The 14,840-nt window shown below is 40.5% G+C and carries 14 protein-coding genes, 1 pseudogene and 1 riboswitch; of the genes and pseudogenes, 6 read left to right on the top strand and 9 right to left on the bottom strand.

Going from position 1 to position 14,840, the window contains the following annotated elements; all coding sequences use genetic code 11:
* Positions 1-639 precede the first annotated feature (639 nt).
* From AC4HAO_RS10340 to AC4HAO_RS10330, 3 genes are all read right to left on the bottom strand, one after another.
* Entirely contained in the window at positions 640-1,290 is a 651-nt protein-coding gene (locus AC4HAO_RS10340) for a phosphatase PAP2 family protein (RefSeq protein ID WP_491135313.1), read from the bottom strand.
* 21 nt (positions 1,291-1,311) lie between these two features.
* Positions 1,312-1,881, bottom strand: a complete 570-nt coding sequence (locus tag AC4HAO_RS10335) for an ECF transporter S component (protein WP_491093934.1) — start codon at positions 1,879-1,881, stop codon at positions 1,312-1,314.
* A 99-nt stretch (positions 1,882-1,980) separates the two neighbouring features.
* A riboswitch (FMN riboswitch) is annotated at positions 1,981-2,118 on the bottom strand.
* 411 nt (positions 2,119-2,529) lie between these two features.
* A complete protein-coding gene (locus tag AC4HAO_RS10330; protein ID WP_491093933.1) occupies positions 2,530-3,078 on the bottom strand; it encodes a tRNA (cytidine(34)-2'-O)-methyltransferase in 549 nt (182 codons plus the stop codon).
* Positions 3,079-3,877: 799 nt separating this feature from the next.
* On the opposite strand from AC4HAO_RS10330, the gene trkA reads away from it, so the two are divergent.
* Both trkA and AC4HAO_RS10320 read left to right on the top strand, forming a co-directional pair.
* Positions 3,878-5,230, top strand: a complete 1,353-nt coding sequence (trkA, locus tag AC4HAO_RS10325; RefSeq protein WP_491135312.1) for a Trk system potassium transporter TrkA — start codon at positions 3,878-3,880, stop codon at positions 5,228-5,230.
* A gap of 11 nt (positions 5,231-5,241) precedes the next feature.
* Positions 5,242-6,681 carry a TrkH family potassium uptake protein gene (locus AC4HAO_RS10320; protein WP_491093931.1) on the top strand — a complete coding sequence of 480 codons (1,440 nt, stop codon included), beginning with the start codon at positions 5,242-5,244 and terminating at the stop codon, positions 6,679-6,681.
* Positions 6,682-6,815: 134 nt separating this feature from the next.
* Here AC4HAO_RS10320 and AC4HAO_RS10315 read toward each other — a convergent pair whose 3' ends face one another.
* The 3 genes from AC4HAO_RS10315 to yycF are packed head-to-tail and all read right to left on the bottom strand — an operon-like array spanning position 6,816 to position 9,679.
* Positions 6,816-7,625 carry an MBL fold metallo-hydrolase gene (locus AC4HAO_RS10315; RefSeq protein WP_491093930.1) on the bottom strand — a complete coding sequence of 270 codons (810 nt, stop codon included), beginning with the start codon at positions 7,623-7,625 and terminating at the stop codon, positions 6,816-6,818.
* A complete protein-coding gene (gene vicK, locus AC4HAO_RS10310) occupies positions 7,606-8,979 on the bottom strand; it encodes a cell wall metabolism sensor histidine kinase VicK (protein WP_491093929.1) in 1,374 nt (457 codons plus the stop codon). The genes AC4HAO_RS10315 and vicK overlap by 20 nt, the downstream gene beginning before the upstream one ends.
* Positions 8,972-9,679, bottom strand: a complete 708-nt coding sequence (yycF, locus tag AC4HAO_RS10305; protein WP_491093946.1) for a response regulator YycF — start codon at positions 9,677-9,679, stop codon at positions 8,972-8,974. The genes vicK and yycF overlap by 8 nt, the downstream gene beginning before the upstream one ends.
* A 224-nt stretch (positions 9,680-9,903) precedes the next feature.
* Here yycF and AC4HAO_RS10300 point away from each other — a divergent pair, with 224 nt between their 5' ends.
* Genes AC4HAO_RS10300 through AC4HAO_RS10285 form a run of 4 tightly spaced genes read left to right on the top strand, consistent with a single transcriptional unit; the run spans position 9,904 to position 12,889 of the window.
* Positions 9,904-10,668, top strand: a complete 765-nt coding sequence (locus AC4HAO_RS10300; RefSeq protein WP_491093928.1) for an amino acid ABC transporter ATP-binding protein — start codon at positions 9,904-9,906, stop codon at positions 10,666-10,668.
* A gap of 12 nt (positions 10,669-10,680) precedes the next feature.
* Positions 10,681-11,502: a transporter substrate-binding domain-containing protein gene (locus tag AC4HAO_RS10295; RefSeq protein WP_491093927.1), complete on the top strand. Its 822-nt coding sequence runs from the start codon at positions 10,681-10,683 to the stop codon at positions 11,500-11,502.
* A gap of 16 nt (positions 11,503-11,518) precedes the next feature.
* Positions 11,519-12,223: an amino acid ABC transporter permease gene (locus tag AC4HAO_RS10290; RefSeq protein WP_491093926.1), complete on the top strand. Its 705-nt coding sequence runs from the start codon at positions 11,519-11,521 to the stop codon at positions 12,221-12,223.
* Between the two features lie 15 nt (positions 12,224-12,238).
* The gene (locus AC4HAO_RS10285; RefSeq protein ID WP_447451525.1) at positions 12,239-12,889 is read left to right on the top strand and encodes an amino acid ABC transporter permease; all 651 of its coding nucleotides are present in this window, start codon (positions 12,239-12,241) and stop codon (positions 12,887-12,889) included.
* A 260-nt stretch (positions 12,890-13,149) separates the two neighbouring features.
* Here the strand turns inward: AC4HAO_RS10285 and AC4HAO_RS10280 are convergent.
* The 3 genes and pseudogenes from AC4HAO_RS10280 to AC4HAO_RS10270 all read right to left on the bottom strand — a co-directional run.
* Positions 13,150-13,329, bottom strand: a pseudogene (locus AC4HAO_RS10280) (hypothetical protein); the annotation flags it as partial.
* A 225-nt stretch (positions 13,330-13,554) separates the two neighbouring features.
* Entirely contained in the window at positions 13,555-14,178 is a 624-nt protein-coding gene (locus AC4HAO_RS10275) for a TipC family immunity protein (protein ID WP_491093925.1), read from the bottom strand.
* A complete protein-coding gene (locus tag AC4HAO_RS10270) occupies positions 14,171-14,584 on the bottom strand; it encodes a hypothetical protein (RefSeq protein WP_491135311.1) in 414 nt (137 codons plus the stop codon). The genes AC4HAO_RS10275 and AC4HAO_RS10270 overlap by 8 nt, the downstream gene beginning before the upstream one ends.
* Positions 14,585-14,840: the final 256 nt, after the last annotated feature.

Genomic DNA, 14,840 nt, shown 5'->3' with positions numbered 1-14,840 from the left:
AAGGAGTGTTCTCTAATGCCCCGAGGAAATTCGACCCTTGTTCGTTTCATCACAAGAAAGTATCAATCCTTATTCCCTTTACCCACTTTAATCGGGGGGCAATTAGAGATTTAGGATTCCACCCTCTAGGATGTATGCGCCCTCATTATAGTGCCTGCTATTGCTTTTTGCAACCGTCTTTAAAAAATTTTAGGCAAACGAAAATATTCTATTTTTTATCATAGTCAAGCTAGGCTGGAATCGGTTATACTTAAAGTTAATCTCATCGAACTAAGCAAGACTTTAAGAAAATCGAAAATCTGCTAAGGCTGAATTTTTTATGTCAAATCCTATGAGATAGATCCTTACTACCGCCTGAAAAAAGCAAGCTTTTAAATTTTTACAGCGCTAACTAGAATAAAAAAAAACGAAGCACTTCTGTCGCTGACTGCAGCCGCTATCAGCGGTCTGCTATAGGCAGCTTAGTAACTGAGAGTAAGCCTATCAGATCTGATACTCATCAATAGAAAGACTTATTATCCAGATTCTTAAAGAGTATAATAAGCAAAAACAGTCAAATCATCATGATTAGAGCTGCCTTTTGCTTTCAGATAAAAAAGACAGGTGCAGGGATTAGAACTGCACCTATCTAAAATTTTATCATTTTTGTTTACTTTTAAAACGCCACTCGAAGCGCACTTCATCATAGAAGGGATATCCCAAACAAAGCACACCATAACCCAAAACAAAGCCAGCGATGACATCCGTAGGATAATGAACCCCCAGATAAATTCGCGATAAGCCAACCAAGAAGATGAGCAAGGCTAACAAGGCTTCTGCCAAGCGACGCTGGTTTCGGGATTGAATGCGCTGGTGGGCAATAATCAAAAGACTGCCCAAGATGAGGATAATCCCCATAGAATGACCGCTTGGGAAAGAATAACCATCAGCCACTACTAAATGTGACAGACTGGGACGCGGGCGTTGGTAGATATTCTTAAAAAGGGCAATACCTATACCCGCTAAAATCCCATTAAACAGAACCAAGCCAGCTTCTGCATACCACTTCTTCCAGATAAAAATGACTAGTGAAGCAAGAACGAGAAACCCCTGTACTGGCGTATCTCCTAAAACCGTTACCCAGCGAAAGAAAGCTGTTAGCGGGGCTGGTAGATGACCGCGGATAGCCGACTGCAGGCTGCGGTCAAACCCTTGCAGCAATCTGGGGTCAAACTTAACAATGTAACCTAAAACAACGAAAATCAGAGCTGCAAAACTAGCTCGAATAAAAAACTTTTGTCTGTTATGCATGATATTATTATAGCATAGCCTCTATAATTTTGCGATGACAGGTTTAATAGCTAGGTAAATCACAAAGAAACTGATGGAAAAAATCGCTCCCTGCAGGATATTAAAAGGGACCACCATACCAAAGAGATAGTTACCCAAGCCTAATGTCGCTCTAATATCAAAATGAGCAAATTTAGCATAAAGGGGAACAGCGTAGATGTAATTGAGCAAGACCATGGCTACCGTCAGAAGCAAGGTTCCAATAACTGAGGCACTTAAATAAGAAGAGAGAGTCTGCTGCTTTTTCCAAATTACAGATAGCGCTAATACAAAAAGGCACAAGGCAATATAATTCATAGGCAGTCCAACTAAGGTCCCGACGCCGCCATTATTTAAAATCAGCTTTAAGAGGGTACGCAGGGTTAAAACCATCAGCGCACTTTTACCATCAAATATGGCTAAAGCTAAGAGAACTGGCAGGATTGAAAAATCAAACTGCAAAAAATCAGCTCCCGGTATCAAGGGAAACTGCAGGTACATTAGGATGAATGAAACTGCAGATAAAACAGCAATGTAGACCAATCGACGGGTCCTATGACGACTTGTTGACATAAAAAATTCCTCCAATTTTTTCAAATTGAAGGAGGCGAAGTATTTCGATAGACAAAAGTTAGCCAGCCTAGATCGGCAGCCCTTTTTGTATAGCAAAAAACTTGTCTCCTCCCATCCAGACTATACTGTCGGTTGTGGAATTGCACCACATCAACCCTTAGAGGCTCGCGGACTCTTGCTTCCTAACAGAAAACAAACACCGCCGGTCGGGAATCACACCCTGCCCTGAAGACAAATTAAGTATATAAAAATTCCTGCTAGAGTGCAAGCCCTTAGTTTTACCAGTTATAATATAGAGCTTTATTCGATTTAATTTTTAAATCTGGCCATACTTTTTTATGAATATGCTACTGGCCAAATCGAGCTGTTCCGAATTTTAAAGTAGCTCCATCTCTTATCATCCTGCAATAACTATCTCAACAAAAAGGAGGCTGGGCAAAGGCACGTCCAGTATCCCTGAATAAACTCCTGGCACAGTGGTTGTCAGTGAAGTCTGGGACAAAAGTCCAGACTCAATCGGGAAATAAAGCTTGCAAAGCAAGTGTCAAAAACGATCTAGGAGAGACCGTTTCAGGTTACCACCTTAAAATTAGGGAGTAGTGAGAACCAAAATTTTCAATTTTGGGGCTGATCCCACTCTCTCTTTAGCTATTTTAGTTTATCTGTTTCATACCTATGGACTAATTCTAAGCCAGAAAAATGTTGTTGGCGAAGTGCCTCATAAACAATCATACAGACGGTGTTAGAAAGGTTGAGGCTGCGAACATGTTCATCATTCATCGGAATGCGGATAGCCTGCTCAGGGTGGCGACGCATGAATGCCTCAGGCAAGCCCTTATCCTCACGGCCAAATAGAAAATAGTGCTGCTTGTTATCATTGTAGGAAAGATCCGAATAGGTCTTCTGAGCAAACTTCGAGACCAGATGAAGACTGCCCTGACACTGCGCTGTAAATTCCTCTAAACTGTCATAAAAACGAACATCCAATTTATCCCAATAATCCAAGCCTGCTCGCTTCATCTTGCGATCATCAATAGGAAATCCCATAGGACGAATAATATGCAGGGGGCTGTTGGTAGCTGCGCAGGTCCGAGCAATATTTCCTGTATTTGCTGGGATCTGGGGCTCGAAAAGAACGATATGATTGCGTCCCTTCGTTTCCTGATAAGTTTCTTGAATAAATGGTTCTACCGCCATATTAACCTCTTTACTACAAAAAAATAACCACGCTGCTCGGAGTCAAGCTCAGCAAGCAACATGGTTGGTGGTGGCTCATTAACTTAAATCATAACAGGTTTGATTTAAACTAACGAATCCTTACAACTAGTATAACACTATTAGCAAAGTTGTCAACAGATTTAGCGGAAAAGTACGTGTCTTATTTTTGAGAAACCGCTGAAAATCCAATAATATCAATGAAAAAGCTATAAAATATTTTTTCTGAAATTTATCACAAAAAAAGCCGAAAACAAGACTTCTTTGCTTCTATCGGTAGTATAAATGCCCGCCTAGTGGTAGTTTTTGATTTCTTTGGCCTCTTTTTTAAAGGGTGAGCAGCTGCTTCTCCTTCTGTTTAAGTTCCGTTTATTGCATTACCAAATTGCCAAACGATTCTTGCACCTGATGAACTTTTGTATTTAATTTCTTCAATTCCTGATCAGCAGCAACCAACTGTCAAACAATGTAAGGATTTGCATCTTTTTTACAGATTTGACGCCAGATTTTTAAACTTTGTGTTTAGTTGGTATTATTTTGCAAAAAAAGGGTGCATTTTAGGCAAAAAAAGAGTATGATAGTATACTAGTTTAAAGCGTTTTTTGCTAAGTTTCTAACCGAACCTAGAGTTAAAAAGCACAAGAAAAAACACCTTTGTTTAAGGCTTAGCCTTTGCAGATATGATTGCCTTGAAAAACGGACTTTCTTGAGTCTATACTAGTGTCAATCACCCTTTTTCTTAGCTTTGATGCTCTTTGTATCTTGTAAAAAAGGAAAAATCATGAAAGTTATTGTTGTCGGCGGAGGTAAAGTTGGTACCGCCCTTTGTCGCTCATTAGTTGAAGAAAAACACGATGTTACTCTTATTGAGGAAAAAGAAGAGGTCCTTAATCGTGTCAGCAGACGGCTTGATATTATGGGAATTGTCGGAAACGGCGCTAATTTTAAAATTTTAGAGCAAGCCGATGTGCAACACTGTGATATCTTTGTAGCCATCACCAATCAGGATGAGGTAAACATGATTTCAGCCGTTCTGGCTAAGAAAATGGGAGCTAAAGAAACCATCGTCCGCGTGCGTAATCCTGAGTATTCCAACACCTACTTCAAGGATCATAATTTCCTCGGATTTTCTATGGTGGTCAATCCCGAACTGCTAGCCGCCCGTTATATTGCTAACAGCGTAGACTTCCCAGGTGCCCTCTCTGTCGAGCACTTTGTCAACGGACGAGTTATGCTGATGGAGTTTAAAATCACTGAGGACAGCCGCTTGTGCGACCTCTCTTTGGATCAATTTCGGCACAAGTTCGGCAATATTTTAGTCTGTGCTATCAAACGCGGTGATCAGATTATTATCCCTGATGGTGATGATACCCTATTAACTGGCGATAAAATTTTTGTAACAGGTGATCGTGTTGAGATGATCCTCTTCCATAACTTTGTCAAAAATAAAGTTATCCGCAATATGATGATTATTGGAGCCGGTCGTATTACTTACTATCTCCTCAATATCTTGCGCAATACTAAAATGAAACTCAAAGTGATTGAAATCACCGAAAACCGCAGCCAATTCTTTAGTCAGGAATTTCCTGATGTTCCTATTGTCTTAGGTGATGGTACGGCTAAAAATACTTTGGTCGAGGAAGGTGTTGAAAACTACGATGCTGTAGCAACCTTGACTGGGGTTGATGAGGAAAATATTATTTCTTCCATGTTCCTCAACACTCTAGGAATCGGGAAAAATATTACCAAAGTCAACCGAACCAGTCTGCTGGAAATCATTGACACCGATGGGTTCTCCAGTATCGTTACTCCTAAATCTATTGCCGTTGACAGCATGATGCACTTTATCCGCGGTCGCGTTAATGCGCAAGAATCGTCAACTCTTGATGCTGTTCACCATATTGCCAATGGTCATATTGAAACCTTGCAGTTTGAAATTCGGGAAAAAAATAAAATCGCTGGCAAACAGCTGGCTGATGTTCAGCTGAAGAAGGGGGTACTAGTGGCTGCTATTATCCGTAACAACAAGCCTATATTCCCAACGGGACAGGATACTTACGAAGTCGGTGATAAGATTGTTGTCGTGACCTTGTTGCCCAATATCACTCACATCTATGATTTATTAACGAAGTGAGGTAACTTAGCATGAATCGTTCTATGATCCGTTATCTCTTAGCAAAATTGCTGCTTATTGAGGCTGGCTTGCTCCTTGTCCCTTTAATAGTTGCTTCTATCTATCATGAAGATACACGCGTCTTCGTCAGTATCCTAGCAACCATGGGAATTCTCGGTTTTTTGGGCCTGACTGGCAGCTTTTTCAAGCCTAAAAACTACCGTATCTACACTAAAGAAGGACTTTTAATCGTTGCTCTCTGCTGGATTCTCTGGTCCTTCTTTGGAGCCTTGCCTTTTGTCTTTTCCGGACAGATCCCAAGTATTATTGATGCCTTCTTTGAAATCAGTTCAGGATTCACAACGACTGGGGCCACTATCCTGCCTGATGTCAGTGTCCTTTCGCATTCCCTCCTCTTTTGGCGGAGTTTTACCCACCTAATCGGTGGTATGGGAGTACTGGTTTTCGCCTTAGCTATTATAGAAAATTCAAAAAATGCCCACCTTGAAGTTATGCGGGCTGAAGTTCCAGGGCCAGTTTTTGGTAAAGTCGTTTCTAAGCTAAAAAATACAGCGCAAATTCTCTACATTATCTACCTGGCTATGTTTCTCGTATTCGCTATCATTCTCTGGATAGCCGGTATGCCACTCTATGACAGCCTTGTCACTGCAATGGGCGGAGCAGGAACAGGCGGTTTTGCGGTTTATAATGACAGTATGGCTCATTATCACAGCAGCTTAATTACCCTTATTGTTTCAATCGGGACTTTAATTTTTGGTGTTAACTTTAATCTCTACTACTTTTTGCTTATTAGAAAATTCAAGATGTTCTTCAGGGATGAAGAACTAAGAACTTACTTGGGCATTGTCGCTCTTGCTACGGGCTTAATTTTCTTCAATACCTTTAGTTTGTATGATTCATGGGCTAAGGGACTAGAATACTCCTTTTTTGAAGTGGCAAATGTTATGACCACAACAGGTTTTGGAATTACTGACCTAACCAAGTGGCCGCTGTTTTCACAGACAATTCTATTGATTTTGATGTTTATTGGAGGTTCTGCCGGTTCTACAGCAGGTGGTTTTAAGGTTATGCGTTCGCTTATCCTTGCCAAGATGTCAAAAAATCAAATTCTTAAGACGCTCTATCCTAATCGCGTCATGTCCCTTCATATCAATCGAGCACCCTTGGACAAATCAACTCAACACAGTATTTTAAAATACTTGGCTGTTTATTTAATGATTTTCCTAGGCTTGATCCTAATTCTCAGTATTGATCACAATCAATTTATTGTCGTAGTCAGTGCTGCAGCTTCTACCTTTAATAATATCGGACCAATGCTAGGAACTGCAGATACCTTCAACATTTTCAGTCCTTGGGCCAAGCTGCTCATGGCTTTTGCCATGATTGCCGGTCGCTTGGAAATCTATCCTGTCCTGTTGCTCTTCATTCCAAAGACATGGTCGAAATACTAGATCTGTATTTCCCGCTTATAATTTAATAAGGAGACATTCAAGGCTTAACTTGAAATTGAAATAGATCTATTTTTTTTAATGAATACTGAGTTATAAAAAAGATTGGCACCTATATTAGAGGTGTCAATCCTTTTTTATATATCCGTCAGAGGGGTGGCTTCATCCGGTGATGTATCTAGAACTTGGAAATCATGACCAACGCCAAAATCAGCTTGTGTCAGATTATTTTCCATTGTCATATGAGCTAATTCTTTGATATTATTTTCCTTGCTGAGATGGCCGAGATAGATTTTTTTGGTGCGACTACCAATTGTACGAATCATGGTTTCCGATCCATCCTCATTGGAAAGGTGTCCCTTATCAGATAAAATTCGCTGTTTTAAACTCCATGGGTAGGCCCCTGAGCGCAGGATTTCGATATCATGATTGGACTCGATCAGGTAGCCATCAGCATTCTCAATTAAAGCAGCCATGCGATCGCTGACGTAGCCCGTATCAGTTAGCATGACAAAGCTTTTGTCATCCTTCATAAAACGATAAAATTGCGGATCAATAGCATCGTGGCTGACACCAAAGCTCTCGATATCAATATCCCCAAAGGTTTTAACCTTGCCTCGCTCAAAAATATGTTTCTGCTCAGGATCAATCTTGCCTAGCATCTGGTGGGTTTCCATCGCCTGCCAGGTTTTTTCGTTGGCATAGATAGGCAGGCCGTATTTACGGGCCAGAACTCCAACTCCGTGGATATGATCCTTATGTTCATGGGTGACTAAAATAGCATCTAGTTCTTCTGGTTTACGGTCAATCTCTGATAAGAGGCTAGCAATCTTTTTACCCGATAAACCCGCATCTATCAGCAATTTTTTCTTAGGCGTTTCCAAGTAAAAGGAGTTCCCACTGGAACCCGATGCTAAAATGCTATATTTAAAACCCTTGTTCGTCATCGACTATATCATCTTCCTCCCATTCATCATCTTCTAAAGCGGCTTCTTTATCATAAGGGAGCACGATAGTAAAGGTAGAACCTTCGCCATATTCACTCTTAGCCCAGATAAAGCCATGGTGCTGTTTAATAATTTCTTTAGCAATGGCCAAACCGAGTCCAGTCCCCCCCTGTGCTCGACTGCGCGCCTTATCTACACGATAAAAGCGGTCAAAAATCAGCGGCAGATCCTTTTTAGGAATACCCAAACCTTGGTCTGAAATTGAAATAATTAACTGGGTTTCGGTCGTCATCATAGAAACCGTTATTTGACCGCCATCAGGTGAATACTTAATAGCATTGTTGAGGATATTATCCAAGACTTGTGTCATCTTATCGGTATCAATTTCTACCCAAATAGGATTGAGGGGGTAGTTACGAACAATTTCATAGTCCTTGTCTGAATCCTGCTGACTTTTAATCTGATCAAAACGATTGAGAATAACAGTGATAAAGGCTGTAAAATTGGTCATTTCAACTTCCAAATGGCTGGTATCATTATCAATTCTTGACAGCTGCAAGAGGTCAGAAATCATCCGCATCATGCGGTTTGTCTCATCCAGAGATACCTGAATAAAACTCGGTGCTACATCTTCCTGCAGAGCACCCTCATTAAGAGCCTCTAGATAAGATTTTACAGAGGTTAACGGTGTACGCAGCTCGTGGCTGACAGTCGAAACAAAGAGACGGCGCTCCCGTTCTTCTTTTTCCTGCTCTGTTGTATCGTGCAATACAGCGACTAAACCCGAAATAAAACCACTTTCTCTCCTGTTGAGGGCAAAGTTAATCCGCAGAGTAATAAATTCATCATACTCATTGCGGCGGTAGACCGTTACCTCTGGAGTCTGAGTAATCAGATCACGATAATCGTAATCTTCTGAGTCAATCAAGTCCATGATATTCATTTCAAGCGCTTCTTCCCGACTGAGATTGAGCTGTTTTTGTGCCGTTTCATTAATCATAGTGATTTTACCGACACGGTTAGTTGCTAAAACCCCATCACTCATATAAGAGAGGACAGAAGCGAGGCGATTGCGTTCCTGAGATAAATTTTCATGGGTCAGATGCAAAACATCTGATAGATCATTGAGGTTATTTCCAAGTTCAATCAACTCAGAATCCCCCTTTAATTGGAGATCCTCTGTGTAATCACCGGCGATTAGACTCGTTACTTTCTGGCTGATAGCTCTAATGGTCTTGGCATTGCGGTAGTCACGAACAGCCAAGAAAATAAAATAAACAGCAACCAGAGCCAGCAAAATAAGGAGGGCTAACTCAAAACTATTTAGATTTTCAACAACAGGATTATTAGTCATAGGATTTCATATAATAACCAACTCCACGGCGGGTTAAAATATACTCTGGCCGACTCGGCGTGTCTTCAATTTTTTCGCGAAGACGGCGAACTGTTACATCAACTGTCCGGACATCACCAAAGTAATCATAACCCCAAACAGTCTCAAGTAAATGCTCCCGAGTCATAACTTGTCCCATATGGGTAGCTAGATGATGGAGCAGCTCAAACTCACGATGTGTCAGCTCAATTTCATCCCCGCGTTTTTTAGCAACAAAGGCATCTGGGATAATCTGCAGATCTCCGATAAAGAGCTCATTATCAGAAATGTTATTTTCTTCAGCCACGGCTGTTTCAATCGTTTCTGTCCGGCGCAGATGCGCTTTAATACGAGCTAAGAGCTCACGATTAGAAAATGGTTTTGTGACATAATCATCTGCACCGATTTCCAAGCCGATAACCTTATCGAACTCACTGTCTTTGGCAGAGAGCATAATAATCGGTACATGGCTGTTTTTGCGAATTTCCTTAGCTACTTCTAGGCCTTCTAGCTCTGGCAACATCCAGTCTAGGATAATCAAGTCAGGCTTTTCTTCCTCAAACTGAGCCAAGGCTTCACGACCGTCGAAAGCGGTGATAACATCATAGCCTTCCTTTATTAGATTAAATTTAATAATATCTGAAATCGGCTTTTCATCGTCGACTACAAGGATCTTTTTCATCATTCTTACCTCATATTTCTATCTATCATAGATATTTTATCCCCTATTATACCAAATATCATCAGATATTAGAAATACTAAGGGTTTACAAGTCTATTTCAACTTTGTATAAATTTTCTGAAAATATTGACAGAAGCATCTTCTTGTGGTAAAATTTAGTTCACGTTAGGTTTTCTGACATCAGAAAATCAATCCATCTAACGTCTTCATCAAGGGAGGTAACCATGGCACTTATTGAATATAAAAATGTGGAAAAATATTACGGTGACTATCACGCCCTTCGTCATATCAATTTAGAAATTGAAAAAGGTCAAGTGGTCGTGTTGCTTGGCCCTTCTGGTTCTGGAAAGTCAACCCTTATCCGAACCATGAACGCTCTAGAAAGTATTGAATCCGGCAGCCTTAAAGTTAATGGACATGAAGTGTCTAATGCTTCTAATAAGGAACTGGTTCAGCTGCGCAAGGAAGTTGGGATGGTCTTTCAACACTTTAACCTCTATCCCCATAAGACTGTCTTAGAGAATGTGGTTCTAGCGCCTATTCGCGTTCTTGGAATGGCTCCGAAGGAAGCCGAACGCATTGCTGAACAGTATTTAACCTACGTTAATATGTGGGACCGCAAGGATTCTTATCCTGGTATGCTTTCTGGGGGACAAAAACAGCGGGTTGCTATTGCTCGCGGCCTGGCTATGAAACCCGAACTGCTGCTCTTTGATGAGCCAACGTCAGCTCTTGACCCTGAAACAATCGGAGATGTATTGGCTGTTATGCAGAATCTAGCAAAAGAGGGGATGAATATGGTCGTTGTTACTCACGAAATGGGCTTTGCGCGCAGCGTAGCAGACCGTATCATTTTTATGGCTGATGGTGAGATTTTAGAAGATACGACTGATGTTAATGGCTTCTTTAACCATCCAAAAGAACCGCGTGCTCAGCAATTCCTGTCTAAGATTATCAACCACACCAGCGATAAAGTTTCAGCAGAATAGAGGTGACTTCTTATGAAAAAAACATCCCTAATCACTGCAATTTTTATACTGACCCTTGGGATTGTTGGCTTTGCTAAAATCAACCATACTCAGGCTGACGCCAATAGTAACCTTCCAGAACAGGTCCAAAAAATCAAAAAGGCTGGCGTCCTTAAAGTTGGCGTTAAACAAGACGTTCCCAATTTTGGCTACTACGATTCTAAATCCGGCAAGTACACTGGTATGGAAGTTGATTTAGCTAAAAAAATCGCAGATAGTATCGGTGTAAAAGTAGAGTATGTGGCTGTTACAGCTCAAACGCGTGAGGCTCTGCTGGACAATGGTCAAACCGATTTAACCATTGCCACTTATACTATTAATGATGAACGCAAGGCCAACTACAGTATTTCTAACCCCTACTATTATGACCAAATCGGCTTCTTAGTCAATAAATCTTCTGGTGTCGATAAGCCCAAAGATCTTGATGGCAAAACGATCGGAGTGGCCCAGGGTTCCACAACCAAAGCTTCTCTGGAGGCTTTTGCAGCTGATAATGATATCAGTTTTAACTACATGCAGTTTGGAAGTTATCCTGAATTGGCTACTGCTTTGCGGGCCTATCGTATCGATGCTTTTTCTGTCGATGAATCTATTCTATCGGGCTATGTCAGCAAAAATAACAAGATCCTCGATCAGGGCTTTGATACGATGGAGTATGGCATTGCTGCTAAAAGGTCCAACACACAAGTTACCCAATACATCAATGGTCTCCTAGCTAAGTGGCAAAATGACGGCAGTCTGCAGAAACTGTATAAGAAATACAATCTTAAGCCTGCCCAGCCTAAGGATCAATAGAAAGGAGGAGCCCCTCATGTTTATATTAGCAGCAAGTTCTAGTCCTTATGCCTTATCGCGCTGGGGCGATTATTTTGGAAACTTCGGTGAATTCGCCAAGGGCTTCTTCTATACCTTGGGAATGGCCGCTGGAGCACTCCTTGTCGCACTAGCTCTTGGTTTAATCTTTGGAGCCATGTCCTCCTCACATAATAAGTTGGCCAAGGCTATCGCCCGAGCCTATGTAGAACTATTCCAGAACACTCCCCTCCTAGTTCATTTTGTCTTTGTTTTCTATGGTATTTCAATCTTGACAAATGGCGCCATCAAAGTTCCTGCTTTTTGGACGTCTGTCCTCTGCGTCGGTATTTATACCGGAGCATATATGTCAGAAGTTATTCGCTCGGGTATCGAATCTATCCCGCGCGGTCAGACAGAGGCCGCATTGTCACAAGGTTTCACCTACCGTGAAACGATGAGTTTAATTATCCTGCCTCAGGCTGTTCGGATTATCATACCGCCAATGATCAATCAAGTCGTTAACCTGATTAAAAATACAGCAACTGTCGCCATTATCTCAGGAGCTGATATCATGTTCACAGCCAAGGCCTGGGCTTACGAGACAACGAATTATATCCCTGCTTTTGCGGGAGCCGCGCTGCTCTACTTCATCATCTGTTTCCCAGTAGCAACATGGGGACGCCGACGAGAAGAAGCCAATAAAAAGGCTTATGATTTATAGGGAGGAGGAAAGCATATGTCAGATTTATTAGCACCTTACAATCTTAAATTCCTCGCCCAAGGGCTTTGGACCACGCTATATCTATCCTTGATTATCATTGTACTGTCAACGGTTTTTGGTATGATTTTGGCTGTTATGCGTAATAGTAAGAATTCTTTCTTGCGCATCCTTGCTAGTGTTTATATTGAATTTGTCCGCAATGTTCCTAACCTACTCTGGATTTTCATCGTTTTTTTGGTCTTCCAGTTGCAGGCAAGACCAGCAGGAATTACAGCCTTCACAATTTTTACTTCAGCGGCCTTAGCCGAGATTATTCGCGGCGGTCTCAATGCCATCGACAAGGGACAGACCGAAGCAGGGCTATCACAAGGTTTTACTCAGTTTCAAATTTTGCGTATTATCGTTTTACCGCAAGCTATTCGCAAGATGCTACCGTCCATCATTTCACAGTTTGTAACCGTGGTTAAGGATACCAGCTTCCTCTATTCTGTTATTGCTTTGCAGGATCTCTTTGGTAAGAGTCAGATTTTGATGGGAAAGTACTTCGAGACTGGCCAAATCTTTACCCTTTATGCTATCATCACAGCAATTTATTTCTTCGTAAACTTTAGTATTTCTAGCTATTCTCGCCATCTGGCTAAAAAATGGGAACAAGCAGCTGAATAATCTAAATGTAAAGCAAACTCTTCCCGAATGGGAGGAGTTTTTATTGTGATAAAGAATATTATAATTATCTGTTAATACAAATTTAATAATTAGCTGAAAGTTAAACTAAGAAAAGTTAACTTTGGAACCAGATACAAGCGAATGACTATCTCTTTTGCCTTTATTAAATACATGGTAGACCGAAAACACGTAAAAAATATGAGACAGACATACAGGGTAGCCAACCTATCATAGATATCTGTCTCATTCTTATTTATTTTCTAATCAATCTGTTCAAAACGCATCTTCTGTTTAACTTGTCCCTGACCAGCGTTAGAAATTTGGTAGGTGAAACTACGTGAGCTAAAATGTTTCCCAAAAGCTAATATGCTATTATACTGCCATTGGGAGAGCTGTTTGCCTTCTACTTTCCCCAGTGTCAGTTTATTATTGCTAACTTTATTTGCAGGATAAAGATTAACATAAACAATCATGCCAATCACAATTGCTACAAAAAGTAAGGAAAAAACTATCTTAAATAATTTCTTCATTTAAGATTTCTCCTTGTCGGATTTATGGTCATCATCACTAGCATAATCCGTTAAGTTATTATCGCCATTTTAAACACTCATGATGAAACCTTTACCCTAATATTAAGCCAATGTTAGTTTAAAAGCTAAGAATCTCTAAGCCACATTTCTTATATTGGGTTTCTTGATAACAAGGTCACCCCAATTTTTTTCACTGAAACGACTAGGATGGATTTCCAACCATGCGTGAATGACTGTTTTATTTACCATAGCCTGTGTCTCTTTTTGTAAATCACTTTCAGTCATATTTTTAGAGGCGAGTACTTCTTTTAAGCGCCCTTTATTACCATTCTCTACTCGAATCATTTCGGATAATTGCTCCTTATCTGCATCATACAGAAAAGTAACCGTTAAGGTCAGATCTGAAACAAATTTATAATCATATTTTATATTTAAAGCTTGAGAAGGGTGTTTTGAATCAACCCACATGCCTAGCCTCTCCACATTATTTGGAAGCACTTCATTAAATTCATCATTCACAGATCCATAGCCATATTTCCCTTCAGGATAAAGGGGTTCTCTGTAAGTTCGGTAGTCAACACCGCCACCTAATTCCGAAGCAAAAGTACTACTGGGACCACCTTTCAAATGACTGTAAATATCTCCATAAATATTTGAATTGTTTATGTTCCTAGCTGTATAGTAAATCAAACCCCAGGCACTGACTAAAATGGCTATAAAAATAATATGACGTTTACATCCTCTTACCAATTTAATCAAATTTATTATCCTTTTCCTTCAAACTTAGCAAAAACTTATAGGTGTCAGGGCTACTATTCTTTAAGTAGGCTAGTGCAGTATCTCTTGACATAGGAGGCCGTTGCGTAGGTTCCTTATAATCAGGAACCATACTGATAAAAACTCTATCTGCGACCACATTATAACCGCCTTGATTTTTCAAAAACTCTTCTTCACGTATATCTGCCGCTTTAGAATAGTAGTCACTACTAGCCTCAAATAATGACGCTCCATCTTTCATTCGTTGAGCTAAGTTCACCGCATCAAGGTCAGCTAAATAGTCATCATTACTCATAGACGGATCTGCTTCAGCATCTCTTGTGACATCGCCTCGCCAGCCTGCTAAATCTTGAACATTTTGACTCGGATTGTGCAATATGGTTGCCATAGTGATTGATTGATGGGCAAAGTCTGCATTAGTATACTTACCATTATCTGAATATTGATTGTATAGTTTTGACCAAATATCTCTAAACTCATCAGCTGTCTGATAGTTAGTACCATATACTTTATTATAATTGAAAAGGCAACAGTTTTCTGTACAAAATTTATAAAGTGTTTTTGTTAAGCGATGATTCGCTTCATCATGGGTGTTTGGTAGTTGAGACTACCGTGAATACGGTGATGATTCCACCAGTGGACAT

This window comes from Streptococcus sp. ELY_137, assembly GCF_058314515.1.
Note: the sequence above shows the minus strand (reverse complement) of the source record. Positions and strands in the feature narration are given on the sequence as shown.

Coding starts and splice junctions, on each gene's coding strand:
- AC4HAO_RS10340 (WP_491135313.1), bottom strand. CDS start 1,290: ATGCATAACAGACAAAAGTTTTTTATTCGAGCTAGTTTTGCAGCTCTG.
- trkA (WP_491135312.1), top strand. CDS start 3,878: ATGAAAGTTATTGTTGTCGGCGGAGGTAAAGTTGGTACCGCCCTTTGT.
- AC4HAO_RS10320 (WP_491093931.1), top strand. CDS start 5,242: ATGAATCGTTCTATGATCCGTTATCTCTTAGCAAAATTGCTGCTTATT.
- AC4HAO_RS10290 (WP_491093926.1), top strand. CDS start 11,519: ATGTTTATATTAGCAGCAAGTTCTAGTCCTTATGCCTTATCGCGCTGG.
- AC4HAO_RS10295 (WP_491093927.1), top strand. CDS start 10,681: ATGAAAAAAACATCCCTAATCACTGCAATTTTTATACTGACCCTTGGG.
- AC4HAO_RS10270 (WP_491135311.1), bottom strand. CDS start 14,584: ATGGCAACCATATTGCACAATCCGAGTCAAAATGTTCAAGATTTAGCA.
- AC4HAO_RS10300 (WP_491093928.1), top strand. CDS start 9,904: ATGGCACTTATTGAATATAAAAATGTGGAAAAATATTACGGTGACTAT.
- vicK (WP_491093929.1), bottom strand. CDS start 8,979: ATGACTAATAATCCTGTTGTTGAAAATCTAAATAGTTTTGAGTTAGCC.
- AC4HAO_RS10285 (WP_447451525.1), top strand. CDS start 12,239: ATGTCAGATTTATTAGCACCTTACAATCTTAAATTCCTCGCCCAAGGG.
- AC4HAO_RS10330 (WP_491093933.1), bottom strand. CDS start 3,078: ATGGCGGTAGAACCATTTATTCAAGAAACTTATCAGGAAACGAAGGGA.
- AC4HAO_RS10335 (WP_491093934.1), bottom strand. CDS start 1,881: ATGTCAACAAGTCGTCATAGGACCCGTCGATTGGTCTACATTGCTGTT.
- AC4HAO_RS10315 (WP_491093930.1), bottom strand. CDS start 7,625: ATGACGAACAAGGGTTTTAAATATAGCATTTTAGCATCGGGTTCCAGT.
- yycF (WP_491093946.1), bottom strand. CDS start 9,679: ATGAAAAAGATCCTTGTAGTCGACGATGAAAAGCCGATTTCAGATATT.